The organism is Psychrobacter sp. Ps4, assembly GCF_022129285.1.
GTDB classification, from domain to species: domain Bacteria; phylum Pseudomonadota; class Gammaproteobacteria; order Pseudomonadales; family Moraxellaceae; genus Psychrobacter; species Psychrobacter immobilis_A.
The window spans coordinates 154,042-180,389 of record NZ_JADQAK010000003.1 but is presented as its reverse complement, the minus strand read 5'-3'; the positions used below and the strand labels follow the sequence as shown (position 1 = coordinate 180,389).

The following is a 26,348-nucleotide window of genomic DNA, read 5'->3' as shown; positions in this document are numbered from 1 at the left end:
TCATTACAATACCAGCTGATAGCCTTTACCACGAACCGCCTTGATAGGCTCATCATGAAAAGGTTGGAGTTTTTTGCGGAGTCGTGAGACATGCACATCAAGGCTACGGTCGAACGGCTGTAATTCACGTTGTAAAACATGCTCTGACAGCCACGCTTTGCTCACCACCTCACCTTTTTGTTTTAATAGCGCAACCAACAAATCAAATTCTGTCCCCGTCACTTGTAGTTCTATGCCATCTATCTGACAAAGCCGCTGGTTTTGATCCAGATGCAAACGGCTCTCTGGTAGCGGCGTATGCTCTGATGTCGCTGCGCTGGTACGTTTGATGACGGCATTGATACGTGCCAGCAGCTCTCTAGGATTGCAGGGTTTGGTAATATAATCATCAGCACCAAGTTCAAGCCCAATGATACGATCAATCTCCTCCCCTTTTGCGGTCAGCATGATGACAGGGATATCACTGATATTGGGCAATTGACGCAAGACACTCAATCCATCGATTTTTGGCATCATAATATCTAACACCAGCAAATCGTAAGCAGCAGCGCCATTCAGCACATTATTGCTCGCGGTTTTGAGCTTCTGTATGACAGCTTCACCATCGTGAACGCAATCGCATGTCACCCCATGATTGTGCAAGTATTCTTGTAACAATTGGGTCAACTCTTCGTCATCATCGCCTAGTAGTATGTGTGGCACATCTTTCTCCTTAAGCGTTAGATCGCTTTATGAGCCATATTATCCGTCAATTGCTTATCGATTCGCTATAAACGTTACCTTTCTTAATACTTCATAAATGTTCGTAACCTTTAACTGTCGTAATATAGCGTCTATCAGCGAAAAATACTGATAACAAGCTGTGATGGATAGTGGCTATCCGGGACACTTACCACTCATAAGCTGATCAGATAAAAACTGACTTTTTCGCAACCAATAACGTATGCACCATAAATTAAGGTAACGATGATGAAAAAATTATTAATGGGCTCAGTATTAGCAATGTCTAGCATTTTCACCGTAACAGCTTGTACCAGTGTTAATGCAACCACTGATACCACACCAACGACCAGTAAAATGCAGCATAAAGATGGCATGAAAAAAGGTGGTATGAAAAAAGGCGGCATGAGAGGTCCAATGTCGCAACTAGATCTAACAGCAACGCAACAAGCGCAAATCAAAGCCATCATGCAAGCACAACACGGCGATCGTAAAGCTGACCGTACAAAAAACAAATTGGAACGGGCGCAAATGCAGCAACAGATGCAAGCATTGACTAATAGTAGCACTCTAAATACAGCCGCAGTTAATCGCTTAGCTGATCAGCAAGCGGCTAAAACTAAGCAGCGCTTCATTGAGCGAGTACAGACTCAACATGCTATCTCTCAAGTATTGACTGCTGAGCAACGCGCAAAACTTGCTACATTAAAAGCTGAAAAAATGGCGAAAGGTCATAAAGGCTCAGAGCACGGTAAAATGCATGGTAAGTCACATCAAGGTATGTAAGTCATTAATAGGCTATTTTGCATTCATACTGAATGTCCTATAAGACTGATTATGAACACATAAAAAAGCGCATCGTATAAACGGTGCGCTTTTTAGTTTTCAAAATTTTTCTTTATATAATTAATTACAACCAAACTGGTTGCATGAGTAATTAAAACTATTTCCATCACTATCGCTACCATTATGGTAAGTATAAGACCCAATCTGGCGAGAAGTTTTGTTCCAAGAACTCCCATCAGCACTAGCACCATTAGTATAAGAGGTATCACCAATTCTATTAGTATTTTGGTTCCAACTGCTTCCCGTACTACTATTATAGCCAGATGTATATGTTGTATTTCCTACTCTGTTATTTGTATATGAATTTCCACTTGCATCAGAACATGTAGAAAAAGATGAGCTACCAATACATCCTGCTTGGGCAGATCCACATGCAACTATAGTGAGAATAAATCCTACTAAAAACTTTTTCATAACCTTCCTTTTTTAATATCAATATCATTCAATTTTTGAAGTTTCAGAACATAGCAATTTAAAACATAAAAACATTACTCTAATCAACCGAACCCAACTTCTCTTTAGCCATTGGCATGACACTAAACATCATCTTTCCTATCGCAGTACCATTGCCATCACGATAATACTGCATCAACTCGCTACCATACTCGCGCATATCAATACTATTACTGACATTAGGCACTTGCACATCACTTGGTAAATTGGGAAATGCCATGTTTTTGGCGCTTACAGCGGAATACTGCTGCAAAACATCTATGACCATGTTCTTACTAGCGGCGGTTTCGCTCGGAAGTTCACTGCGCAGATGCTGCCATTTGAGCTGACCACGCTTATCAAATCCATACAACTCTTGCGTCTCTGCATTTGCTAGCATTGCACTTTCTGCCGTCTTTTCTTTTGCCTCTGCCATTGTTTCCTCTACTGCCTCACCGCCACTATCCATGCCACTCTTTATCATTGCTAGCATCTGCTGCACTAACGCTTTACTGGTAAATTTATCAGCATCTGTGTTGCCTACCTCGTAAGCCGCGCTTTCTTTAACCAGTTCTGGGTATCGCTGACTCATCCGCTCGTAAACGATGCGCATATAATCTTGATAAAACTGCTCATAACTCTCAGCGCTTTGTACACGGCGAATAACTTGGTTGCTTGCTAGCATTGCTGGTAGCTGATGCGCGGGTAACTTGGGAGAGAGTGAGGCTAGCGTATTAGGGGCGACATAATCAAACTGGCTAATAGGTGCGGCATCAAATGTGGCATCTAACGCGGCAAAGTGGCTTTTTATCAACTCACTACCAAAGCCTTTAGGTAAGGTGCCATCATCAATGGCAAACTTTAACCACTTATTGCGCCACTTTGTACCGAGCTTGTCATCTAACAGTTCTGAATTAAACATCGCAAAATTATCTGCCCATAGATAAATATTACCGTTTTTCAAATCCAAATAAATCGGCTGATTCATGCTGCTTTGATGATTACGTGCTTGATACTGCACGCTCGCCAGCATCGTCGCCTTGCCAGCCATTGGCTGATAAACGCCTTGCGCATTGATAGACAGCGGCTTTAGCACATAAGCATCTAGCAACTTTGCTTTTTTGATATCTTGCGCTGTCGCTCGGTCGTCGTAATTGTCAAATAACTGTTGGTAAGATTCTGGCACAGTGATTTCACTATCATATTTACTCTCTACCCATGCCTCATAGGCATCCGTACACTCAAGATAAGTGTCTTTTAGCACCGTTCGCTGAGCATCATAATCTGCCGCTAAAATGTCTTTATTTTGCGCTTCTGCTTGGGTAATTAAGGCGGCATACGCTTGATCGTGTGTGTCTTCGCAGTATTCATCAATATAGCCTGAGGTGACTGGCGCTTTAGCATCTATTTTAGTATCAATATCGCTAAACTGCTGCTCGTTACTAACCTCAAGATTGCTATGATAGCTAAAAGACTGGCGGCGCTGTTTCTGTAACGTAGTCGCCAATGCTGTTTTGGCTGCCACTGGCGTTTGCTTAGCAGTCATAGCATTAGATTGGTCAAGACTGGTAGATTGGCAGCCCGTTAACAATAGTGCTCCTGTGACCAACGCACCAGCAAATAGGCGATTGCCATTAAGAACTGACGCAAGGCTCGCTGATGGAAGATGACTTGCAATGATTTGATGTGATTTTTTCATTTTTTATCCTTAATAGATGTGGGCTTGAACATGACAAGATAGCGTTATTGACGGTCTACCCTGTTGTCAGCATCATCTGCGGCATCGTCTTCGATATCAGTGTCATCTTGACTATCAGGACTGTCATATTCTGCTGCATCATAGCCGCTGTCATCATCTGCATAATCGCTACTATAGTCATCATCATTGTAATCATCACTGCTCCCACTATAGTCATAGCGGGCATAACGTGCCGCTTGCAGTCTTTCTTTTTGTTGGCGTTGCTCTGCCATCCATGCATTGCCATCGATAGCAGCTTTAGCATTTGGGCCAAAAGACTCGGTCAACAAAGGCGTTAGTGCATGTTTATTAAAACTGCTTTTATCATAACGTACTTGATTCAGCACGCTGGTTGTCGAACCCATCAAATCGCCACCGATATTTACCCGCTGCTGCTTACCAAGCAGGCGATCTGAGCGGTCTAAATAATAGTAATTTATCTGATTAAAAGAGATCGGACTGATGGCCTCAATAAGCTGCAATAGCGCACCCACATCCGCACTTTGGTAGCCTTTATTGTATAGCTGCACTTTCGCAAGCGCAGTTTTTAGCATAGCGCCATCAGGATATTTCTGTGGATTGGCATCGACATAATCCTGTAGCGATTTTGTCATGTATTTTAGAGTTTTTCCGATCATCTCACCGCTTTGCTTGCTGCCAAAATAGACTTTTACTGCACGACTCGCCCCGACTTCTTTGGCAAAGGCATCACTGCGAATATCTACCGCGCTAAAATGCGCAGGCGCAAGCTCTGCCATGCTGCTCTGTATGGCAGCGATGGCGGCATCATAAAGCACTGCTGGCGGTAGCTGCGCCGTAATACTCTCAGGCAACCCAAAACTAACGGTATGTGAGGTCATTTGGTTAGGTAAAGGGGTGTTTTCAGGATTAACAAGCGCCACAATAGGCATGATTGCCGATGGGTCTACCGTGACTTTACTATGGTTAAAATCGAACGCTAACGGTATCTGTATGGATGAGGCAATCGTCGGCGTCACATAGTCATAGCTATAGACGCTTTGCAGTTGTCGCTGTTTGGGTTTGTACTGACTGACACTATTGAACGTTAAATTTTGATATTGATAAGCATTTGACGCAGCTATTTGTTCCGGCGTGCGATGGAACATACTCAGCATTTGACCAATGACGCCCGTAGACGTTGCTGATTGGCTACCTTGTTCTACATCCTCTGGTTGTTGTTTAGCCTTTTGTATGGCTTCATACTGCTCTATCATGCTTTTTGGGTTTAATTTTGATAACTTTGAAAAAGCACTGTCTGATTCATAATCATCGGTGTCATAGTTCCCTTCGCCGTAACTCTCTGATTGATAGTCACTGCGACTATAACCGTTTTCGTCATAGTTAACATCCTCTACAACACAGACTTCATAAGCGTCATCGTCCTCATTGTCATTGCATTTATTCGACTCTGCACTTACCGCTGCTAACTCTGCCATAGCCTCAGTTTGCCTGTCCTCATAATCACTTTCATCATAGTCACCGTCAGGCTCATAAGCATAAACTTCTATAATCGTCCTAAGTAAGCTACTAGAGCCTGCATCAATGCTGTCTGGATCAATAAAAGGAACGGCTTGATAATTGGCTTGCGAGACTGCTACGTGTTCTGTTGCAAGATGCTGACGAATAGCCGCCAGTAAATGTGACTTTGCTTGATTGTCAGTATTGGGATATTTTTCTTGGTCAAATAATTGCTGATAACGCTCAGATTTGGCTGTGAGGCTGGCATTAAACGCGCGTCCTTGTGCTTGGCTCTGCGCGCTATCAGCGGTACTAAAATCAATCATATTTTTTGACACCACAGTCGATGATACCGCTGGGCTTGATTGACAGCCCAAAAGAGCCAGAGACGTAGTGCCAACCAGCAAGGCGATAGACGTCAATTTACCTACCTGATATACATGGTCGTTATTATTGATAGACGAATGATGACTCGTCATCTCAGAGTAGCGCTGTCGATTATGGTTATTAATATGATTTGATGACATAGTAATCTCTTTGTATAAATAGCCAGTCTATAATTAGTGTACATTAGTACCGTTATTTATATCACAATGCGTTACAATTTAGTAATATTAGAACCTATTTATTAAGAAAATACTTTGGTTTTTTTATACAAAACAAGTTTCTCACTAAGACTTTCTCGCCCAAGTAAAAAGGACTTTACAATGCCAACCTCGATATCAAAAAACAACATACGCACTGCTAACAATAATCCTCAAGGTAGAGCAAATATTAAAGTGGCTATTTTGTTAATCAGTAGCACATTTTTAGTATCACTATCTGCTCACGCGCTTGAGCCGACAACCAATCAATCAACTACTATTAACCAAACATCAATTAACACTAGCGCCATCAATCTCGCGATTATGGCTGATAATCCTACTGTAATATCTGAAACTCAGCGTGTGACAAGAGCCAAAACCAATACCCTCATTTCCACGATCAACAATGCCAAGACCGATCAAGCCATCTATTCTGAAGATGCGATTCACCACCCTGTTTGGGCAAAGAACGGCATGGTCGCCACCCAAGAATCCCTCGCCTCTGATATTGGACTTAAGATTTTAAAAGACGGTGGTAATGCGGTTGATGCTGGCGTCGCCGTTGGCTTTGCATTAGCAGTAACCTTACCGCGCGCTGGGAATATCGGTGGTGGTGGATTTATGATGATTTATGATGCCAAGCAAGGCAAAACAGTGGCACTCGATTACCGTGAAAAAGCACCGAGTAGCGCCTCGCGTGATATGTATCTCGATGAGGATGGCAATGCGGTCAGCGACTTGTCTCGTTATCACGGTCTAGCAGTTGGCGTACCGGGAACGGTCGCAGGATTACTTAAAGCATTAGAAGATCATGGCACCATGAGCCGCGGACAAGTGATGGCACCAGCGATTGCACTGGCTGAGGACGGTATAGAAGTCACAGCAGGTCTGTCTGAGTCACTCACAGCATTAAGCGATCGCATGCAAAAATGGCCAAGCACCAAAAAGATATTCTTCAAACCTGATGGCAGCGCCTATCAACCCGGTGAGCGTTTAAAACAGCCTGAATTGGCAAAATCGCTTAAGCTGATTGCCGCAAAAGGCGCCGATGGATTCTATAAAGGAGAAACCGCAAGAAAGTTGGTCAAGGCTGTCAACGAGGCTGGAGGTAGCATGAGCTTACAAGATTTAGCCAATTATGAAGCCATCGCTCGCGAGCCAGTCAAAGGCGATTATCGTGGTTATGAGATTGTCTCGATGCCACCGCCGTCTTCTGGTGGCATTCATATCGTGCAGATTTTAAATATCTTAGAAGGTTATCCGCTAAAAGACTACGGTCAAAATAGCGCACAAACCATTCATTTAATGGCTGAAGCCATGCAGTTGGCTTATGCGGATCGCTCAGAGTATTTAGGTGATTCTGACTTTATCGATGTGCCTGCCAGCGGTTTAGCTTCTCAGGCTTATGCGGATAAACTGCGCACCTTAATCAATCCAGACAAAGCCACACCAGCTTCGACGATTAAAGCCAACAACCCTCTACCCTATGAGAGTGATCAGACCACGCATTTCTCTGTTGTCGATAAAGAGGGCAATGCGATAGCCAATACTTATACGCTGAACTTTTCTTATGGCACAGGTCTTGTCGCTGAAGGTACAGGGATATTGCTCAATAATGAGATGGATGATTTTTCTGCCAAACCGGGTGTGCCTAATGGTTATGGATTATTGGGCGGTGAAGCAAATGCCGTTGAAGCCAATAAACGCCCATTATCTTCTATGAGTCCGACCCTTGTCTTTAAAGACAGTAAACCATATATCGTCACGGGTAGCCCTGGTGGTAGCCGCATCATTACCACTGTCACCCAAATAATCTCGAATGTCATCGATCATGATATGAATATTGCTGAGGCCACTCACGCACCGCGTATCCATGACCAATGGCTGCCTGATGAGATTCGGGTCGAAAAAGCACTGAATATTGACACCGTCAAAAAGCTTGAGTCAATGGGTCATACGGTCAGTCCAAAATCAGCCATGGGCTCAACCCAGTCGATTATGATCACGCCAAATGGTGTCTACGGCTCGTCTGATCCGCGTATCGTCGATGCGGCAGTCGTTGGTTATTGATTTATTAATATTTTATGATTATAAAGAGGCTTTATGTGTTGATATAACGCATAGAGCCTCTTTATAGTGATTTTTATTAATTCGTTTTAAATAAAAGAATGTTGGGGATAAATCTAATTTTGTAGTTGATCATCTTCCTATCTCATCTTTAATCTGATGAATTTTATCAGCCGCTTGTACTTCATAAAGTTTATAAGACGAAGGGTTTCCTTTAATTCTTAATTTAGCAGTTTTAGGGTTCCAGTCATTTTCAATACTTTCACCTTTAAAGTTTTTTCTTGTTAGTTCTGTTCCTATACCCAAAGATAAAGAAAATAAGTTGGCAAAATTTCTTGGTCCAATGCCAACGAAGGGTTTGAATCTTAGTTTGTTAGCCTCACCTTTTTCTAAAGTGATAGAATCATCATGAAAATTTAATGCTTTACTTTTGGGGTAAGGTTCTACGAACATTACCTCAGTAATTCCGGCAGCTACTATATGTTTAGCACAGTTATGACATGGAAATGTTGTGACATATAGAGTTGCACCTTGTGTAGAGTTATTAGATCTTGCACAATTCAATATAGCATCCATTTCAGCATGAACCATTCGTCCATACTCTGTTATATCCTTAATTTCACTATTTTCTATTAAATATTTTATTTTTAACAATAATTTTTTTGACTAGGTATATCTTCGGAAAGGATGTCATTAAGTTCTATCTTGATAGAATCATAAATACTATCTACTAAGGCATTTTTTTGAAAATGATTACAGTCGTAACCCTTTTTATAATCTCTACCACATTCATCATCAGAAATCACTCCATCATCTTAATTATACGTCGGGATATAAATGCCACCACCAAATTTAGGAACATCATTCGAACCTATAGATAATATATTGTCATCCTTAGCAATCACAGCCCCTACTTGTCGAGATAAATCGGATGATCTTAAGCTACTCATAAATGCCATATAAGTCGCAAACTCTGGAAAGGTAGGCGTAATATATGCATTTCCCAGAATTAGTTTAATAAAACGGTTTATAGCATTGTTAATATGAATGCCAGATTTATCATCAAACTTCACAAAATAATCTGCTAATGGAAATGCTACACTGGTTCGCTGTCCCCACTTATCATCTTCTTTTTCATCTCTTTTTATGAGCTTGTCAGCCTCTTCTAATGTCATACCTACAGTATTATTCAAAGTCTCTTTACGTTTTTCTTCTGACTCAAATATAGAGATTTGAAAGAAAATATTCCCATATAACTTCTTCAAGGAACTTACTTCAGCATCATGTTTTAATGAGTTTATAATATATGCAACTCTCTTTTTTGTTCCGTTATAAGATTTTCTTAAATCTCTTATTTTTGCTGCAACCTCCAAAGCTATATAATCAATATCATGTAATTCTCTGAGCTTATTCCCCACATTCATTAAAGAATCAATTCTATTATACTTAGTTGTCAAATCAAATTCTGAAACATTCTTAACATTTGGGTGGTTTAATAATATATCCTCAGATACCTTAATTATAAAGACATCAAAATCAAACGTATCTTCTAGTTCAGTTTTTAAAATATTTTGAAAAACAGCTAGATTACTGCCTATCGCTCCTACAAGACCAATAACAACCTCCTCTAAGCCATCAGCATTTTGTTCTAAAATCAGCTTATCTAGCATACTCATAGTTTTACTCGTTATTTTATTCTATAGTTATTGTAATCAGCTCATAATAAAAGAGAGACAACACATATTTAGACATAATCTCCACCCTTGCTGTAAAAACTTGCATAGGATTTTTTATTATATTGGCCGTATTGATTTCATACTGAACTGGCTATAGTAAAACTAGCAATGCATCACACCATCTAAAAACAAATGTTTATTATATCGAATATTGAGACAAAACACAGCAAAATTTCACCTTTATAAATAAGAAAAACAAATCCTCTCACTCAGATTAAACCCTTTTAATCAGTGGCTGTCTACGGCAAATAATGCTATTATTGACGACCCCATTTAAAACGTATCAACATGGCTATCGAGGTCTTATTTACCTTTGAACATCCATATAAATAACAGATACACATCCTTTATTTTATCGATAGCTTATTGCTTTTGATCGTACTAGTAAGAGTCTTTTATGGCATTTGTACACCTTGGCATCCACAGCGAATATTCAATCACTGATTCTATCGTGCGTATCAAGCCGCTAGTGAAAGCTGCGGCGGCTGACCATCAGCGCGCGCTGGCATTGACCGATTTGTCCAATCTGTATGCCACGGTGAAGTTTTATCGTGCCTGCCTAGGTGCGGGTATCAAGCCCATTATCGGCAGTGAAGTCATCATGGAAAATGAAGACACACGGCTCACCCTACTCGCGATGGACAACGAGGGCTATCAAAACATCACTCGTATCGTATCGCTTGGCTTTACCGAAGGGCGCGCCGACGATGCCAATCATGGTGTACCAGTCGTCAAGCGCAGTCATATTTTAGCGCATGCGGCAGGCGTGATTGTCTTATTTACTGAAAAATCAGATGTCGGTCAGGCATTGGTTGGATCTATGCCAGAAAAAGCCGACGAGCTACTGACTGAATGGCAGGCACAGTTCGATGATCGCCTATACTTTGCTATCAAGCGCACCAATCGTTCAGGTGAAGATGCCTTTATTAAAGCAGCTATTCACTCTGGTGCTAAGCATCATATTCCTATCATTGCTCACAATGACGTGCGCTTCTTAGAGCAGGATGATTTCGATGCTCACGAAGCGCGGGTTTGTATCGCTGGCTCGTATGTACTTGCCGACCAAAATCGCCCGCAAACTTATTCCGATGCGCAGTATCTTAAAACCCAAGCCCAAATGCAGCAGTTATTTGCTGATATTCCGAAGGTTATCGACAATACTTTGCGCTTAGCAAGCCGCTGTAATGTCACGTTGACGCTTGGTATCAATGTCCTGCCTGACTTTCCTGTGCCTGAAGGTGAGACGATTGAATCGTTTTTCCGTGCAGAATCAATACGGGGTCTGAATAATCGACTAGATAAACTATTCCCCATCGAGAAACGTAGCGATAACTGGAGCGACTTTCGCCAAAGATATGACGAGCGCTTAGAGTATGAGCTAAAAGTTATTCTTTCAATGGGCTTTCCTGGTTACTTCTTAATTGTTATGGACTTTATCCGCTGGGCAAAAGCCAATGGCGTACCAGTCGGTCCCGGTCGTGGTTCTGGTGCAGGCTCGCTCGTCGCTTATTCGCTCAATATTACCGACCTCGATCCTATTCATTATGACTTATTATTTGAGCGCTTCTTAAACCCTGAACGTGTTTCAATGCCCGATTTCGATATTGACTTTTGTATTGAAGGTCGCGACCGCGTTATTGATTATGTGGCGCAAACCTATGGTCGTGAAGCGGTCTCGCAAATCATTACCTTTGGTACGATGGCAGCAAAAGCGGTAGTTCGAGATGTCGCGCGAGCACAAAGTAAATCCTATTTCCTTGCCAGCAAAATGTCGAAACTTATTCCCAAAACACCGGGTATCACCCTCAGTCAAGCACTCGAGCAAGAGCCGCAGCTCAAAGACTTAATCTCCAATCCTGACAATATGGATTATGAAGATGCCACTGAAGTGTGGGAGATGGCGATTAAGCTTGAAGGCATTTGCCGGAACGTGGGTAAACATGCTGGTGGCGTATTGATTGCGCCGCACAGGATCACAGATTTTAGCGCGATTTATTGTGATGATGAAGGTCACCGTGTCAGCCAGTTTGATAAAGATGACGTTGAAGCCGTTGGGCTAGTAAAATTTGACTTTTTGGGTCTGCGTAACTTGACCGTGATTGATGCTGCTGTCAGAAATATCAACCTGCGTCGTGCAAAAGAAGGCAAAGATGCGTTGGTGTTAGAAGACCTACCGTTAGATGATAAAAAAGCCTACAAGCTCTTACAAGATGCCAAAACCACTGCCGTTTTTCAGCTAGAAAGTATGGGCATGAAAAAGTATCTGGCGAAATTGCAACCGACCAACATCGAAGATGTGATCGCCATGTGTGCGCTTTATCGTCCGGGCCCGCTCGATGCGGGTATGGTAGAGATGTATATCGACCGCAAACATGGTCGTGAGGAAGTCATCTATGACCATCCCAATCTTGAGCCGATTTTAGAAAATACCAATGGCGTTATTGTCTATCAAGAACAGGTCATGCAAATCTCGCAGGTCATGGCGGGCTATAGCTTGGGCGGCGCGGATATGCTTCGCCGGGCGATGGGTAAAAAGAAACCTGAAGAAATGGCTAAACAGCGCGATATCTTCATTACTGGTGCAACTTCACAAGGTATTGATGAGGCAACGTCAGGTGGTGTGTTTGACTTGATGGAGAAGTTCGCCGGTTATGGCTTTAACCGCTCGCATTCTGCCGCATATGGCGTACTCGCCTATCAGACCGCATATCTAAAACAATACTACCCTGCTGAGTTTATGGCAGCGGTATTAACTTCCGATATGAACAATACTGACAACGTCGTATTCTTTATCAATGACTGCCGTGAAAACTTCGAGCTAACTGTGGTAAATCCATCCGTCAATCGCAGTGAATGGCATTTTGTCGCCGATACACCAACCAATATCATTTATGGCTTGGGTGCGATTAAAGGCGTTGGTGAAGGTGCAGTTGAATCTATTGTAGAAGCGCGTCGCCGTGAAGGACCGTTTAAAGATCTATATGATTTTTGCCGCCGCGTTGATATTAAAAAGGTCAATAAACGCACGCTTGAAGCGTTAGTCAGTGCAGGCTGTTTTGATGACTTTGCAGCGACCCTACGTCCTGACTTGCCAGCCGATGAAGCTTACGAAATTCGTGGCGCATTAATGAGTCAGCTGCCGAGTGCCGTACAAGCAGCTGAGCAAGACCGTCAAAATCGTGAAATCGGTATGATGGATTTGTTTGGTGAAATGGATGGTGTGGTCGCGGCACCGCCACTAGTCATGACCGCTGAACTGATTTGGGGTGATAAACATCGTTTAAAAGCAGAAAAGAACACGTTGGGATTGTACTTGACGGGTCACCCTATCAATGAATACTTGGATGAGATCAAACGCTATACCTCAGGCGCACGTCTCGATAAACTGACTGATACTGGCTATAACGGTAGCTGCTATTTTGCAGGTTTAATCATTGATATTGCCAACTTTGGTAATCGCAACGTCATTACTTTAGATGATGGGACGTCAAGACTAGAGGTAAGCTGTTATGCAGAGCGTTTCAATCGTGTCAAAGAACAGTTGAAAATTGATGAAGTCGTCATCATCAAAGGCAGCATTCGTGAGCGTGATGGGCGTTTATTTGCCCGTCTTGATAGTGCCATGAGCATGGTCGATGCGCGCCTAAGATGGATGAAAAAAATCAGTATTAAAATTCATGGCAGCGACATCAATCTGCTGACGCGACTGCAACCGTTACTCAAGTCTGCACAAGCCAGCATTATTCCGGCACCAAAACTGTCTCATGACAACGAGCAAGACGAGCAAAGTGGCAACTTTAATGGTAATGGTGGCTACGATGCTGCGATGGGCGGAAGTTTATATGATGAAAATGGCAATGATTTATTGGCGCTAGAAAATGATATGAATCCAAATAGTGCTAATCAAAGTTATGCCAATAATGCTTTGAGCAATACCGACACCTCCATTAATGATAATTGTCTGCCATTGGGACTGAGCATTTATGAGGAATTTGGCATCGCTAACGTAGGGCTATCTGAGCACTGGCGCATCTACCCCAACGATGATAACTTACAGCACTTAAAGAATATGGTTAGTGAAGACAATTTACATTTCCATTATAGCTAGGGCGTATCCTCATTTTAAAAATGGTGATAAAAATGAGATAAATTGCCGTCAAACAAAGAAGATAGCGACGTTAATATCGAGATATTGATAAGCTATCTGACGATGTTTAACAAAATTTAGCCATTTTTAGCCCATTTAGAGAGTAATTGATTGAATTGAGGACACGCCCTAATACCTGAAGAACATTGACGTATTTATTACAAACCTTTTACCGTTTTAACTTTTAGAATTGGACATAAAACCATGGATGAAACCCCAAATAAAAATATGGCTCACCAAGCTGAAGAAATCATTAATCATGAGCAATTTGAAGACATGCGTGATTTGTTAGAAGAAGACTTTGCTGATTTGATACAAGTGTATATCACTGATAGTCAGCAGCGAGTAAGTGCGCTGCGAGTCGCTCAGCAAGAGAATGACAATGCCAATGGTTTTGAGGTTGCTCATGCGTTAAAAGGGGCCAGCGCCAACTTGGGCACGACCCAATTAATGAACTTGAGCAGCCAGTTACAAGAGCGCTGCCGCGAGCGTCTTATCAGCGAGCAAGCGGCACTGATTGAAAATATCGCCGTCGCATTGCAACGCGCAGAACAAGAAATCAATCTAAGATTGGGATTATAATGAGTAATGATTCTACCCCTATATTAGCAGCATCTACTGTCCATCATACAGTGAGCGACTATTTGGCTTGTGTGCAAGTTGTCATGGTTAATACCACTTTGCCTGCCAATATTGGCTCAGCAGCGCGCGCGATGCACACAATGGGTTTGTCTCGTTTGACAGTTGTCGATCCCAAGCTACCAATTGATGAAACCAGTATGTCTCATGCAGCAGGTGGCAGCGAGCTGCTATCATCAGCTTTGATTGCACCTACTTTAGAATCTGCTATTGCGGATTGCCAGCTGGTATTTGCTGCCAGCAGTCGCAGTCGTCATTTGCCCCGCCCTGTCGTGACACCCACGCAAGCTGCTAAGATTATGTTTGATTTTATCGATAAACAGTCGGTGTCGAGCAAAGACGATAGCAATGCTGATACCCTATCGGCTGTTACTGCTAGTAAACCAAATATCGCTATCCTATTTGGGCGTGAAGATCGTGGATTAACCAATGAAGAGTTGGCTTATGCCGATTATCATATCCAAATCGATGCCAGCCCTGCTTATCCTGTACTCAATGTCGCGTCAGCCGTGCAAGTAATCGCTAGCTTTATTTTTGCTTACGCGCAATCACACACTCAGACAGCGGATAGTTTAGATACTGCTTTGAGCACCACTACTCAGCCAATACTCAATGTACATTTACGTCAGCAATGGGATGAACCCGCCATTACCCAGCAGCAATTGCAACAGCTGACTCATCGCACCACTGAACTGATGGTTCAACGAGGTTTAGCCGATAGCGAAAACTTGAAGTCTTTACCATCGCGACTGTCACGACTGGGCTCACGCCTACAGCTTGATCAAAAAGAGTATCAGCTATTAAGCGCATTAATTGCCAAACTTGCAAAAGACTAAAGATTTTAATATGCCAGGTTTCTGGCGTTGAGTTGCTATTGCAATAACAGCAGTAGCATTTACAAATGCTATGATTTTAAAAATGATAGGATTCAATAATAAAAAGGAATTGATGATGAATTGGAACGTTTATTTGTCTGGAGAAATACACACCGACTGGCGACAAAAAATCATGCAAGGCGCGAAAGACCAAGGTTTAGATATTACCTTTACCTCAGCAGTGACTGAACATGAAGCCAGCGATGCCGCCGGTGACGTACTCGGTAAAAATGACAATGGGTTCTGGCGCGACCATCAGTCATCAAAAGTTAATGCGATTCGCACCAAAAACATGATTCAAAAGTGCGACATTGCTATTATTCGTTTTGGTGATAAATATAAGCAGTGGAACGCTGCATTCGATGCTGGCTACTGCGCGGCTTTAGGCAAGCCGTACATTACCCTACATGCTGAAGATATTATCCATCCGCTAAAAGAAGTCGATGCGGCGGCAATGGCATGGGCACAAACGCCAGAGCAAGTTGTTGAGCTGCTAAAATATGTTGTCAGTGATAGCTAAATCATAAATAATTGCCTATAGATAAATTGTCAATGATTGGCATTTTATCTGTCAGTCGTCTATTTTTATTTATCGCTCATCGCTATATTTTGTGCTGCAAAGCTGCTATAACTAAATTGATTGTAATCAAAAATACGATAGGACAATTTATGTCATTGCCAACTGCCTTATTCAAATCACTTTCACGCATCAAAAAAGACCTAAAAGAAGATATCGATGCGGTATTTAACCGTGACCCTGCTGCACGTAATAGCTTAGAAGTTATCCTGACCTATCCTGGTATTCATGCACTTATTTTGCATCGCGGTGCACATTGTCTGTGGCAAAACGACCAAAAGCTGGCGGCGCGAGTAATTTCTTATGGCTCACGCATCATCACAGGTATTGAGATACACCCTGCTGCCAAAATCGGTCGACGGTTTTTTATTGACCATGGTATGGGCATTGTCATTGGCGAAACGGCAGAGATTGGCAATGATGTGACCCTTTATCACGGGGTAACGCTTGGCGGCGTCTCTTGGAATAATGGCAAGCGCCACCCTACTTTGGAAGATGGGGTTATCGTTGGTGCTGGTGCTAAAGTATTGGGGCCATTTACTGTCGGTAAAGGCGCTAAAATTGGCTCAAATGCCGTCGTAGTAAAGGCAGTACCAGCAGGTGCGACCATGGTCGGCAGCGCCGCTCGGATGATATCAGACCATCACGACGAAAAAGGCAATCCAATTGTCAAAAAAGTCGATGATGCCAACCAGCAAGAAAAAGTAGCGCAAGCTGCTTCTACAGATAATGGCATAGATAAAAAGGCAGTAGATAAAAAATCAATAGATGAAAAAGCCACCAACCGCTCAGCACGCGAAACTGCTTTTCAAGCCTATGGTATCGACCCATCCTCACAAGATCCTGTGGCTGAAGCTTTTGCTAAAATGCTAGAGCATATTCAACAATCAGAAAATCGCCTCGATCAACTACAAGCGGCCATGTGCAAAATCGATCCTGACTTTTGTAAAAAAGAGTATGATAAATTATGCTTAGAGGATATCGATGTGATTGGTCGTGCTGATATGAATGTAGCAGGTACTGAACAGAAATGATCTGCTAGCTATAATCGATGATGAATACAAAAGAGGCCAAATGGCTTCTTTTTACATTTTAACCAATTGATAAATAGCGCTTTACTGACTAGCTATTTAACAGACAATATTTATAAAAAAGACGAGTCAGGCTGCGTCAAAAACGCTATTTCTTCGCTACTCGAAACCCGTCCTAAAATATCATTACGATGCGAATAACGACCAAAACGATCGATAATCACTTTATGTTTAAGCTCAGCATCCACGGTGTCTGCATTGGTATATTGCTTGAATAGCTTCTCTACTTGCTGATGAATCAGTTTTGATTCGCTGTGCATATAAGGCATCAATAAAAACTTACGTTCATCCATCGTTTCAAGCGCCTCTAATGCACCGGCAGCAACCGCTTCTTGCGCGAGCGCGAGACTCATCGCATCTTGGGCAAAAGCCGCTGGCGTATCACGGTAAATATTGCGTGAAAATTGATCCAATATAATAATTTCTGCTAAACGCCCTTTTATGCTGCTTCGCCATGTATAAAATTCTACGGCGGCGGCTTGCTCAAGTATACCGCTGTATCGCTCTATTAATAATTGATCAAACGCCATGTCTTTCTCAAAAAACTTCTCACTACCCACCTCTTCAAAACAGAAATTTAATATGTCGTTGTACATCATTTCCTCACTACATTATTTAAAAAAGTCAGCCAAAAGCATTATTCAAAGCTATGTTTAAAGCTATCATTTAAAAACATAAAGTATTCACTTTTGGTTTCATAATCACTAAGGAGTATTTAGCGATTCTGTCCTATACTCTTTCATTATTCATAACTAAAAAAATAGGAAAACTCATGGCGCGTTTACAAGATAAAGTTATCATTATTACTGGTGCCGCTCAAGGCATGGGCGAGACTCATGCGCGTTTGTGTATGGCAGAAGGCGCTAAGGTAGTCTTGACCGATATCAATGCTGATAAAGGCGACGCATTAGCAAAAGAGCTTGGCGAGAGCGCTCTATTTATTAAGCATGACGTTACTAGTGAAGAAGATTGGACGCAAGTTGTTGCAGCCACCCAAGATAAATTTGGCAAAATTGATGTCTTGGTAAATAATGCAGGTATCACCACTCACAAATCTATTTTAGATACCTCGGTAGACGATTACCGCAAAATTCTAGAGATTAATCAGGTATCGGTCTTTTTAGGCATGAAAGCAGTCATTCCAACGATGAAAGCCGCCAAACAAGGTTCTATCATCAATATCTCATCGATTAACGGTTTGGTTGGCGGCGCTATCGGTTATACCGATTCTAAGTTTGCGGTACGCGGTATGACCAAAGCGGCAGCATTAGAGTGCGCCCCTCATGGCATTCGCGTGAACTCCATTCATCCAGGCGTCATCGCCACACCGATGATTATGCAAGGCGATACCAAAGATGCGGTTGAAGCATTTGCCAAAACTATTCCGATGAGACGTGTTGCTCAGCCCGAAGAAGTCAGCGGCATGGTGCTATTCTTAGCGTCAGATGACTCAAGTTACTCGACGGGTTCAGAGTTTGTCGTTGATGGTGGTTTGACGGCACAGTAGGCGTAATAGTTAAACTTTTTAAATGTGATATAGGCTGGGCATTTTGCTCAGCTTTTATTTTGAGAGGTTTTAAGAAAAACACTAAGGCGTGTCCTCAATAACTTTTACTTATTTAGAATAGCATCTGGGCTGCTTCATTTAACCTTTTAAAAAATGACCTTTAATCAACTCCTCTATCCCTGCTCTTTCATGCGCTTTGAATGGGTAACGATCTGCCATTACAATCCAATTAGACTCTTCAAATTCTTTATTGCTGCTTAGGCTATTTTTATCAGAAACAACTTCTATTAATAGCGTTTCTATCAATAGAATATCGATATCCATCGTAACTTTTTTTATTGGCGTCTGAGCTTCTGTTAGACGCTGCCTATGACAGTCACCCTCAAGATCTTTAAAAACCTGCTGTAACTGTTGCAGTGTCATTGGCTCTCCCAAACGCAAATAAACGCACTGATTGGTATAATCGGGCTTTGGTTGCGCTTCGGTCGATGTAAAGTCAGGATTTTCAAATGCAGTAGATAACTGTATTCCCCCTAGCGCCGCTAGATCCTTTCGGACAAGCGGCAGATAATGTTCAGCTTGATAATTACTGCCTAAAGCCAATAATACTGCCGTCACAGATTGTGTTTGCAACAGTTCAGGCGTCTGCTTTTTTAGCGTTTCAAGACTCAAATCAGCCAAATTTTTATGCATATTATGCATCATCGTCCTTGCTTACAACTGGCTTATCTTCAATGGCCGTTGAATAACGCGTGATCTGTACCCCAACCGCATCGGCCTGCTTGATAGCAGTGGGCTTAGCAATGCTTAAAGTGATTTTATGACAGCTATATTTGGCAAGCAACTTATCAGCGATTTGCCCCGCTAAATGCTCTAGCAACTGAGCTTTAATCGCTTGGCACCACGCGCTCACATCATCGCAAACCGCTTTATAATTCAGCGCATCGTTGACATCATCTGAGATAGCCGCACGGTTGATATCTGTTTCAAGTGCTATATCAATCAGCAGCGGTTGCGTGATTGCGCGCTCCCACGCGTAAACACCGATGACTGCTTCTACTGTCAAGCCTTTAACGAATACTACATCAGATTCGGTATGAAACATGCTCTCATCCTTGTTTGCTAAATTTTAATTAGATTTTGAACTCAGGTTTTTTAATTGGTTTTCTGCAACGCCTCTTCACGCAAACGCGCGGCTTTTAGCGCTTTACTAGGGCGATGACGCCATAAGTCAATGCTGAATAATAACAGACCAAACCAAATCAGACCAAATACTGCAAGACGCTGTAAATCAAATGGCTCGTTATAATAGAACACAGCTAAAAAGAAAATAAAGGTCGGCGTCAGATAATTCATAAAACTTAAAATACTATAAGCAACGAGCTTGGTAGATTTATTAAACAATAACAGCGGTATCAAGGTAATCGGCCCTGCGATCATTAATAACCAAATATTTGGACTAAACCAAAAACTCAATTGACTGCTGACCACATCTGCTTGCCAGAACCACCATAAGCAAATCGGCACCAACATCGTTGTTTCGACAAACATAGCATCGACAGCCGTCAAAGGCGTCTGCCGTTGAATGGTGCCATAAGTACTAAAACTAAAGGCTAAAATCAGTGATATCCATGGCAAGCTACCAATCATAACTACTTGAATGACCACGGATAATAAGGCGAAACCGATGGCAACCCATTGCAGCGTACGTAAGCGCTCTTTGAATAAAATCATCGATAGCGCAACGCCCACCAATGGTCCGATAAAATACCCCAAACTGGCTTCGAGAATGCGGTCGTGATTGACGGCCCATACATAAGTGAGCCAGTTGGTGGCAATAATCAAACCCGATATAAATGAGAACGCGATCCATCTCGGATTTTTCTTTAAGGTATCAATCCACTGCCAGCGCTTGGTGACTACCAACACGATAAGCAAGCAAGCAAACGTCCAAATAATACGGTGACCGATAATTTCGGTCGCATCGTAGGCGGCCAATTGTTTAAAATATAATGGAAACCCACCCCAGATAAAAAAGGCAATGAGGGCGGTGATGATGCCACGTCTGGTTGTTTTAATGGGCGTAACTGGTTTTTTGATGACGTTTTGGGTGGTCATAGTACAGTACAACTTTTTAGAGCAAAGCGCACTCTTGCCCCATATTAATTTTTATATCAATTCAATGGCAAAAGCGCAGGGTTACTACAGATAGGATACAAGTTAAAAAGCAATGCGCTCATGCCAATATAGGCATCAACACATTGCTAACGATAACAACTTTAAAAACAACATTTACATCAAGGCTAATGAGCAACTTTTTAGACTTTATGGAATGCTGTAGCCAGCATTTTACAAGTCAGTACTTTAAAGCTCAACCTTGCAAAAGCCAATAATACTATTCAGCAAGTCAATAGAGTTTGTGGTATTAAACCGCAGCATTATCAACTTTAATAGACATTCCAATGTGATTGGCAAGCTCTGCAAATCCTGGGAAACTGGTATTAACGGTTTCAACACCTTCAATAGTAATTTTCTTAGATGCACGTAAGCTGGCAATGGCAAAACTCATGGCAATGCGATGATCATGGTGCGAGGTAATATGACCGCCACCAAAGACAGTCTGGCTATTATTGACGTTGCTCTTTTGACCCTCAATACCTTCGCTTTCAATGCCCTTACCTTCAATAATTAGCCCATCTTCCGTCACTGTACAATCAATACCCAGTGTTTGTAATCCTTCTGCCATGACTGCAATACGATCAGACTCTTTTACGCGCAGCTCTTTGGCACCAGTCAACACCGTACGACCTTGCGCACAGCTGGCAGCAATGAACAATACTGGGAATTCATCAATCGCTAATGGCACTAAATGCTCTGGGATTTCAATACCTTTTAGGCTTGAGCTACGAATAGTGATATCTGCGACTGGTTCGCCGCCCACATGTGTCTCATTGCTTAGGCTAATATTTGCTTGCATTAATTTTAAGATATCGATAATGCCCGTGCGTGTCGGATTAATACCTACTTGCGTCAAAGTCAGCTCACTATTTTGGCTGATCGCAGCAGCGACCATAAAAAATGCCGCAGACGAGATGTCAGCAGGGACAGCGATATCACCACCTGTTAGTTGCCCGCCACCGGTTACACTGATACTGTTGCCATCGACTGTTACTGGATAACCAAAAGCTGAAAGCATACGCTCGGTATGGTCACGACTGACTTCTGGTTGGGTAACGGTTGTGGTGCCTTCTGCCCAAAGACCAGCCAGCAACAAGCAGGATTTAATCTGCGCAGAAGCCACAGGCATCTCATAATCGATGCCTTGTAATGGCTTACCGATAGTCGCTCGACCAGTGATACTAAGTGGTGCCGTACCACTATGACCCGTACTTTGAATGACTGCACCCATCTCGCGTAAAGGTGCGGCCACACGCTCCATTGGGCGCTTGTTTAGGCTGGTATCACCTGTCAACACGCTGTCAAATGATTGCGCCGCTAAGATACCAGCCAGCAGGCGCATGCTAGTACCTGAGTTGCCCATATACAATGGTGTTTTACTCGGTTTCAGACCGTTCATACCCACGCCATGAATGGTCAATTTGCCGTTATCAGGCCCTTCAATGGTCACGCCCATATCACGGAATGCTTGCAAGGTGGCAAGCGCATCCTCCCCTTCCAAAAACCCAGTGACCTTGGTCACGCCTGTCGCAAGGCTGCCCAGCATAATGCTGCGGTGGGAGATAGACTTGTCACCAGGAATGGCAATAGTGCCCAATACCGTATTGCTAGGAGTAATATTATAAGAAGCTGACATGGCAGAAGTATCCGTATAAGGAGTGCTGGCTAACATATGGCCAAAATGTCGCCGTGCGGCTTGCGCGCGGCCCAAAAGTCCCATCAGGGCGGTTGAATCTTTATCGATGATAAGCTGACGCATGGTCTGTAGGTAAACGCCATACTCATCAAGGGCGCTAACAATCGCGCTTTCGTTGGCAAAAAATATATCGTGCCACATTTTAGGATCACTGGCAGCGATACGGCTAAAGTCGCGGAAGCCGCCAGCTGCATAACGAAACATATCTAAATTGTCATCATGGCTCGCCAATTGCTCAACCAAATTGAAGGCTAGCAGATGTGGCAGATGACTGGTGTGTGCCAATATGCGATCGTGGTGTTCCGCATCCATTGACATAACGTTTGCACCCACCGCTTCCCATAACTGCCGCAGCTTGGTAATCGCTACATTGCTTGTAGTAGGTAGCTCACAAATAATGACACTATGATTAACAAACAATGTCGCGCGTCTGGCATGATATCCTGAATTCTCAGCACCCGCAATCGGATGCGCTGGAACAAGACCTATAGGCAATGAGCCAAAGACGGCTTTGGCAGCGTCAATTATATTGACCTTGGTGCTACAAACATCAGTAATGATGCAATCAGTGGCAAGTTGTCCATTATCCATCGCTGCTTTGATATCAATAAATACGGCTTGCACCGCTTGTACTGGTACGGCGATAACAATCAAATCACTACCAAACACTACTTCACTTAAGACAGCACTACCAATGTCTAATAAGCCGTGCTGAATGGCTTCGTCGATGCTTGGTGTATGTCTATCAACCGCCACCAAACGCTCACTTAAACCATTGTCTTTAATGGCTTGGGCAAGGCTCGCACCGATAAGCCCTAGACCAATCACACAAATCTGTTTAAATAACGGCGGCTGAGTATTCATAGACTGCATATTATTATTTTGATTGCTTATGTTTTGATTGCTTATATTGTTTTGCTGGCGACTCACGGCTTTTCTCGTTAAACAAACTAGCGTCAGAATGACTAAAACAAGCCGACGCTAGTGTCATGAAAATGATTAATAAATTATTTACTTATCCAAAACTACCTAACATACTTCTGATCAATTATCAGTCAAGATTGAGCGCAGTGTATCAATCAGGCGCATATTTTCTTCTGCTACCCCTACTGTGATACGCAGCCAATGAGGTAAGCCATAGCTCTCTAATGGACGGACGATAACACCCTGCTCTAGCAATGCTTGATGAATAGAAGCAGCGGTGATGTCTTCCATCTCAACGGCTATTTCTACCATAATAAAGTTGGCATGCGACTTAATGAAACCCAACCCTAACGCATCAAACTGCTTTTCTAACCAGCGCATTTGCTCATCATTCATCAGACGAGTTTTTTCAATAAAGTCTGAGTCAGCAAGTGCAGCAGCAGCAGCAGCTAAAGCCACTCTACTCACGTTAAATGGTTGACGGATTCGGTTGAGTAAGTCCGCGACAGCCACTGAGCTAAGCGCATAACCGACACGTAAACCCGCCAGTCCATAAGCTTTGGAAAAGGTGCGCACGATGACGACATTATCAAATTCATCTAACAACGCCCGATTATTACTCTCAGGGCTATATTCAATATACGCCTCATCTAATACCACCAATACCGAGCTTGGTATACTAGCCATAAATGCTCGTAACTCTTGAGGTTCAAGCTGCGTGCCAGTTGGATTATTAGGATTGGCGATAAAGACTATTTTAGTATTGGGGTTGTCTTGAACCGCTTGACTCATCTCTTTTAAATCATGACCAAAGCGATGTGCAGGCACTTCTATACCTGTCGCCCCTTGTATTTTAGCCAACATCGGATAAACGATAAAGGCATATTGACTGTAAACGATAGCATCGTTAGCACCAGCAAAACTACGCGCTAAAATATCAAGCAAATCGTCAGAGCCATTACCCAAAGTAATCTGCTCCACACTGACATCATTGAAGTCAGCCAGCGCTTGTTTTAGATAGTAACCGTTGCCATCAGGATAACGTGCCAACTGACCCAATTGCTCAGTAATCGCTAGCGTGACGTGCGGTGAGCAGCCTCTTGGGTTTTCATTACTGGCAAGTTTTACCACATCTGAGACGCCATACTCACGCGTCAACTCTTCAATCGGCTTGCCCGTTTGATAAGGCACCAGCTCTAAAATACTATCGTAGGCAGGTACAAGCGGTGATAAATTTGACTCTACTGAATGAGATGACGGCATGATTTATCCTTAGATATGATTTTGGCAAGTGATGTGAACCATTCGGAGTTATATCGTTGGTTCAATTTCAAAACGAGTTAAGGGTAACCAAGGCAACCGAGTGCAGTTGATTATGTGATACTTCACACGAGGTAAACGCCATGACTCTTTTACAGTAGAGGGACTATAGCACTGCTTTTGGATAAGAACCTAGAACACGCACATCTTTTACCAATGGACGGATATCAGCGATAGCAGCGCTGACGTTTGGCTCGTCAATATGACCATTCATGTCGATGAAAAACACGTAAGCCCACTTATTCGGACGCTCAGGACGGGTTTCGATACTGGTCATCGACACGCCATGATAAGACAAAGGCTTCAAAATCTCGATCAATGCGCCCGCTTTGTCATGTGCTGATACGACGATAGACGTTTTATCCTGACCTGATGGCGCAATCGCTTCGTGACCGATGATAAGGAATCGCGTGGTATTGCTCGGGTTGTCTTCGATATTTGAATATAGCTTATGCAAGCCATATTCAGCAGCAGCCACATCACCGGCGATTGCCGCTGAATGCCATTCATTTTTCAAGCGGCGGGCAGCTTCGCCGTTGCTCGATACCGCCACGCGCTCGACATTCGGGTAATTGACATCGAGCCAATGACGACACTGCGCTAGTGACTGCTGATGCGAGTAAATACGGCTTAAACCATCAAGTTTGGTATGCTCAGCGACCAAGAAATTCTGATGAATCGGCAGCTCAACTTCTCCGATTATCTTTAAGGTAGAAGAAAGAAAACCATCTAATGTATGGTTGACCACACCCTCAGACGAGTTTTCGACTGGCACCACACCATACATCGCTGTGCCTGCTTCAACTTCACGAAATACATCAGTGATGGTGGTCATTGGTACGGTATCAGCGGCTTTACCGAAATGCTTGAGCGCAGCAGCATGAGTAAAAGTGCCTACTGGTCCCAAGAAAGCAATGCGCTGCGGTGCTTCTAAGTCGAGACAGACCGACATTATTTCACGGAACAACCGCGCCATTTTGTCATCAGCGATCGGACCTGTGTTGCGTTCCATCACCGCTTTTAGCACTTGCGCTTCACGCTCAGGGCGATAAAAAATAGGATTGCTATTGTCGGCAGTTGGGTTATTGACAATGTGCTGTTTCTTTACTGCGGCCACTTGCTGAGCCAACTTGGCACGGTTATTAATCAATGTCTGGATTTCGCAGTCTACTGTATCAATACTTTGGCGAATATCGTCCAAAAAAGCTTTTTCAGTTGCAGTATCGTTAGCCCCTGCGATGGCTTGATTTAGCTTATCCATATTTTGCTCTGATGACTGCTCACTCATTACCGCCTATCCTTTTTCTAAAATTATTACTGAGTTTTTTTACTATTAGGCACTGCTTTTTTAACTTTGAAGGCTTTAAATATTTCTAATTATCGACAACCAATCATTTCATTATTGAATCAGCACTCAATGACGGTCAAAGGTGTCAAGCATACTAGCAATGATATTCGATAGAAATCACACTAAATAGCAGATAGTTTCTCAAAATACCCTGCACGGCGAGCGCTATCGTCTACTATTGCCGTATGTTAGTCACACACACCAGCATGCAAATGTAGCAGCCAGATCGCTGACCCGCTCTACTATAACAAAAACTATCGACAGTGCCCATGTGTAAATGCGCGTAAATTCGTCAATATTGGCAAACAGAGACAATATGGCAGCGATGTACGGCAAAACTATGAAGAAACATCCACTCAAAACTATGTTACAGTCTAAAACTGATAGCAAATAGCACTATAAAGTAGAAAATCGCCACGTAACTGAACACAATCTGTTTTTGAT

The 26,348-nt window shown here is 42.8% G+C and carries 21 protein-coding genes; 8 read left to right on the top strand and 13 right to left on the bottom strand.

Going from position 1 to position 26,348, the window contains the following annotated elements; translation table 11 throughout:
- Nucleotides 1-3: 3 nt before the first annotated feature.
- Nucleotides 4-702, bottom strand: coding sequence for a response regulator transcription factor (locus I3252_RS14265; RefSeq protein ID WP_238034219.1), 699 nt, complete (start codon nucleotides 700-702; stop codon nucleotides 4-6).
- A 267-nt stretch (nucleotides 703-969) separates the two neighbouring features.
- Here I3252_RS14265 and I3252_RS03385 point away from each other — a divergent pair, with 267 nt between their 5' ends.
- Nucleotides 970-1,506: a Spy/CpxP family protein refolding chaperone gene (locus tag I3252_RS03385; protein ID WP_238034218.1), complete on the top strand. Its 537-nt coding sequence runs from the start codon at nucleotides 970-972 to the stop codon at nucleotides 1,504-1,506.
- Nucleotides 1,507-1,626: 120 nt separating this feature from the next.
- Here the strand turns inward: I3252_RS03385 and I3252_RS03380 are convergent, their stop codons facing one another.
- From I3252_RS03380 to I3252_RS03370, 3 genes are all read right to left on the bottom strand, one after another.
- Nucleotides 1,627-1,980: a hypothetical protein gene (locus I3252_RS03380; RefSeq protein WP_238034217.1), complete on the bottom strand. Its 354-nt coding sequence runs from the start codon at nucleotides 1,978-1,980 to the stop codon at nucleotides 1,627-1,629.
- A gap of 79 nt (nucleotides 1,981-2,059) precedes the next feature.
- Nucleotides 2,060-3,697, bottom strand: coding sequence for a hypothetical protein (locus I3252_RS03375; RefSeq protein WP_238034216.1), 1,638 nt, complete (start codon nucleotides 3,695-3,697; stop codon nucleotides 2,060-2,062).
- Between the two features lie 44 nt (nucleotides 3,698-3,741).
- On the bottom strand, nucleotides 3,742-5,742 hold the full coding sequence (locus I3252_RS03370; protein WP_238034215.1) for a hypothetical protein: 2,001 nt from the start codon (nucleotides 5,740-5,742) through the stop codon (nucleotides 3,742-3,744).
- Nucleotides 5,743-5,922: 180 nt separating this feature from the next.
- On the opposite strand from I3252_RS03370, the gene ggt reads away from it, so the two are divergent.
- On the top strand, nucleotides 5,923-7,869 hold the full coding sequence (gene ggt, locus I3252_RS03365) for a gamma-glutamyltransferase (protein ID WP_238034214.1): 1,947 nt from the start codon (nucleotides 5,923-5,925) through the stop codon (nucleotides 7,867-7,869).
- Between the two features lie 129 nt (nucleotides 7,870-7,998).
- On the opposite strand, the gene I3252_RS03360 is transcribed toward ggt, so the two are convergent.
- Both I3252_RS03360 and I3252_RS03355 read right to left on the bottom strand, forming a co-directional pair.
- On the bottom strand, nucleotides 7,999-8,520 hold the full coding sequence (locus I3252_RS03360; protein WP_238034213.1) for a deaminase: 522 nt from the start codon (nucleotides 8,518-8,520) through the stop codon (nucleotides 7,999-8,001).
- 161 nt (nucleotides 8,521-8,681) lie between these two features.
- On the bottom strand, nucleotides 8,682-9,542 hold the full coding sequence (locus I3252_RS03355) for a hypothetical protein (RefSeq protein WP_238034212.1): 861 nt from the start codon (nucleotides 9,540-9,542) through the stop codon (nucleotides 8,682-8,684).
- A gap of 457 nt (nucleotides 9,543-9,999) precedes the next feature.
- On the opposite strand from I3252_RS03355, the gene dnaE reads away from it, so the two are divergent.
- The 5 genes from dnaE (at nucleotide 10,000) to cysE (ending at nucleotide 16,874) form a co-directional block, all read left to right on the top strand.
- A complete protein-coding gene (gene dnaE, locus I3252_RS03350) occupies nucleotides 10,000-13,710 on the top strand; it encodes a DNA polymerase III subunit alpha (protein ID WP_238034211.1) in 3,711 nt (1,236 codons plus the stop codon).
- Nucleotides 13,711-13,953: 243 nt separating this feature from the next.
- The gene (locus I3252_RS03345) at nucleotides 13,954-14,331 is read left to right on the top strand and encodes an Hpt domain-containing protein (RefSeq protein WP_045455494.1); all 378 of its coding nucleotides are present in this window, start codon (nucleotides 13,954-13,956) and stop codon (nucleotides 14,329-14,331) included.
- On the top strand, nucleotides 14,331-15,224 hold the full coding sequence (locus tag I3252_RS03340) for an RNA methyltransferase (RefSeq protein WP_238034210.1): 894 nt from the start codon (nucleotides 14,331-14,333) through the stop codon (nucleotides 15,222-15,224). Before I3252_RS03345 ends, I3252_RS03340 begins: the two co-directional genes overlap by 1 nt.
- A gap of 115 nt (nucleotides 15,225-15,339) precedes the next feature.
- Nucleotides 15,340-15,783 (top strand): YtoQ family protein, encoded by a 444-nt coding sequence (locus tag I3252_RS03335; RefSeq protein ID WP_109592688.1) that lies wholly within the window; start codon nucleotides 15,340-15,342, stop codon nucleotides 15,781-15,783.
- A 149-nt stretch (nucleotides 15,784-15,932) separates the two neighbouring features.
- Nucleotides 15,933-16,874, top strand: coding sequence for a serine O-acetyltransferase (cysE, locus tag I3252_RS03330; RefSeq protein ID WP_238034209.1), 942 nt, complete (start codon nucleotides 15,933-15,935; stop codon nucleotides 16,872-16,874).
- Between the two features lie 110 nt (nucleotides 16,875-16,984).
- Here the strand turns inward: cysE and I3252_RS03325 are convergent, their stop codons facing one another.
- A complete protein-coding gene (locus tag I3252_RS03325) occupies nucleotides 16,985-17,530 on the bottom strand; it encodes a DUF924 family protein (RefSeq protein WP_238034208.1) in 546 nt (181 codons plus the stop codon).
- Between the two features lie 173 nt (nucleotides 17,531-17,703).
- On the opposite strand from I3252_RS03325, the gene I3252_RS03320 reads away from it, so the two are divergent.
- Nucleotides 17,704-18,438, top strand: a complete 735-nt coding sequence (locus I3252_RS03320) for a glucose 1-dehydrogenase (RefSeq protein ID WP_238034207.1) — start codon at nucleotides 17,704-17,706, stop codon at nucleotides 18,436-18,438.
- Between the two features lie 138 nt (nucleotides 18,439-18,576).
- Here the strand turns inward: I3252_RS03320 and I3252_RS03315 are convergent, their stop codons facing one another.
- From I3252_RS03315 to pheA, 6 genes are all read right to left on the bottom strand, one after another.
- Nucleotides 18,577-19,131, bottom strand: coding sequence for a 2-amino-4-hydroxy-6-hydroxymethyldihydropteridine diphosphokinase (locus tag I3252_RS03315; protein WP_238034206.1), 555 nt, complete (start codon nucleotides 19,129-19,131; stop codon nucleotides 18,577-18,579).
- A gap of 1 nt (nucleotide 19,132) precedes the next feature.
- Entirely contained in the window at nucleotides 19,133-19,543 is a 411-nt protein-coding gene (gene folB / locus I3252_RS03310) for a dihydroneopterin aldolase (protein WP_238034205.1), read from the bottom strand.
- 50 nt (nucleotides 19,544-19,593) lie between these two features.
- Nucleotides 19,594-20,556, bottom strand: coding sequence for an EamA family transporter RarD (rarD, locus tag I3252_RS03305; RefSeq protein WP_055124102.1), 963 nt, complete (start codon nucleotides 20,554-20,556; stop codon nucleotides 19,594-19,596).
- A 307-nt stretch (nucleotides 20,557-20,863) separates the two neighbouring features.
- Entirely contained in the window at nucleotides 20,864-23,176 is a 2,313-nt protein-coding gene (locus I3252_RS03300; RefSeq protein WP_238034237.1) for a bifunctional prephenate dehydrogenase/3-phosphoshikimate 1-carboxyvinyltransferase, read from the bottom strand.
- Between the two features lie 180 nt (nucleotides 23,177-23,356).
- A complete protein-coding gene (gene hisC, locus I3252_RS03295; protein WP_238034204.1) occupies nucleotides 23,357-24,499 on the bottom strand; it encodes a histidinol-phosphate transaminase in 1,143 nt (380 codons plus the stop codon).
- Between the two features lie 163 nt (nucleotides 24,500-24,662).
- On the bottom strand, nucleotides 24,663-25,844 hold the full coding sequence (gene pheA / locus I3252_RS03290; RefSeq protein ID WP_045455471.1) for a prephenate dehydratase: 1,182 nt from the start codon (nucleotides 25,842-25,844) through the stop codon (nucleotides 24,663-24,665).
- Between the last annotated feature and the right edge of the window lie 504 nt (nucleotides 25,845-26,348).

Excerpts from the sequence above, each read along its gene's own strand:
- I3252_RS03385 (WP_238034218.1), top strand. The coding sequence starts at position 970 with ATGAAAAAATTATTAATGGGCTCAGTATTAGCAATGTCTAGCATTTTC.
- I3252_RS03380 (WP_238034217.1), bottom strand. The coding sequence starts at position 1,980 with ATGAAAAAGTTTTTAGTAGGATTTATTCTCACTATAGTTGCATGTGGA.
- I3252_RS03375 (WP_238034216.1), bottom strand. The coding sequence starts at position 3,697 with ATGAAAAAATCACATCAAATCATTGCAAGTCATCTTCCATCAGCGAGC.
- I3252_RS03370 (WP_238034215.1), bottom strand. The coding sequence starts at position 5,742 with ATGTCATCAAATCATATTAATAACCATAATCGACAGCGCTACTCTGAG.
- ggt (WP_238034214.1), top strand. The coding sequence starts at position 5,923 with ATGCCAACCTCGATATCAAAAAACAACATACGCACTGCTAACAATAAT.
- I3252_RS03355 (WP_238034212.1), bottom strand. The coding sequence starts at position 9,542 with ATGAGTATGCTAGATAAGCTGATTTTAGAACAAAATGCTGATGGCTTA.
- dnaE (WP_238034211.1), top strand. The coding sequence starts at position 10,000 with ATGGCATTTGTACACCTTGGCATCCACAGCGAATATTCAATCACTGAT.
- I3252_RS03345 (WP_045455494.1), top strand. The coding sequence starts at position 13,954 with ATGGATGAAACCCCAAATAAAAATATGGCTCACCAAGCTGAAGAAATC.
- I3252_RS03340 (WP_238034210.1), top strand. The coding sequence starts at position 14,331 with ATGAGTAATGATTCTACCCCTATATTAGCAGCATCTACTGTCCATCAT.
- I3252_RS03335 (WP_109592688.1), top strand. The coding sequence starts at position 15,340 with ATGAATTGGAACGTTTATTTGTCTGGAGAAATACACACCGACTGGCGA.
- cysE (WP_238034209.1), top strand. The coding sequence starts at position 15,933 with ATGTCATTGCCAACTGCCTTATTCAAATCACTTTCACGCATCAAAAAA.
- I3252_RS03325 (WP_238034208.1), bottom strand. The coding sequence starts at position 17,530 with ATGATGTACAACGACATATTAAATTTCTGTTTTGAAGAGGTGGGTAGT.
- I3252_RS03320 (WP_238034207.1), top strand. The coding sequence starts at position 17,704 with ATGGCGCGTTTACAAGATAAAGTTATCATTATTACTGGTGCCGCTCAA.
- I3252_RS03315 (WP_238034206.1), bottom strand. The coding sequence starts at position 19,131 with ATGCATAAAAATTTGGCTGATTTGAGTCTTGAAACGCTAAAAAAGCAG.
- folB (WP_238034205.1), bottom strand. The coding sequence starts at position 19,543 with ATGTTTCATACCGAATCTGATGTAGTATTCGTTAAAGGCTTGACAGTA.
- rarD (WP_055124102.1), bottom strand. The coding sequence starts at position 20,556 with ATGACCACCCAAAACGTCATCAAAAAACCAGTTACGCCCATTAAAACA.
- I3252_RS03300 (WP_238034237.1), bottom strand. The coding sequence starts at position 23,176 with ATGAATACTCAGCCGCCGTTATTTAAACAGATTTGTGTGATTGGTCTA.
- hisC (WP_238034204.1), bottom strand. The coding sequence starts at position 24,499 with ATGCCGTCATCTCATTCAGTAGAGTCAAATTTATCACCGCTTGTACCT.
- pheA (WP_045455471.1), bottom strand. The coding sequence starts at position 25,844 with ATGAGTGAGCAGTCATCAGAGCAAAATATGGATAAGCTAAATCAAGCC.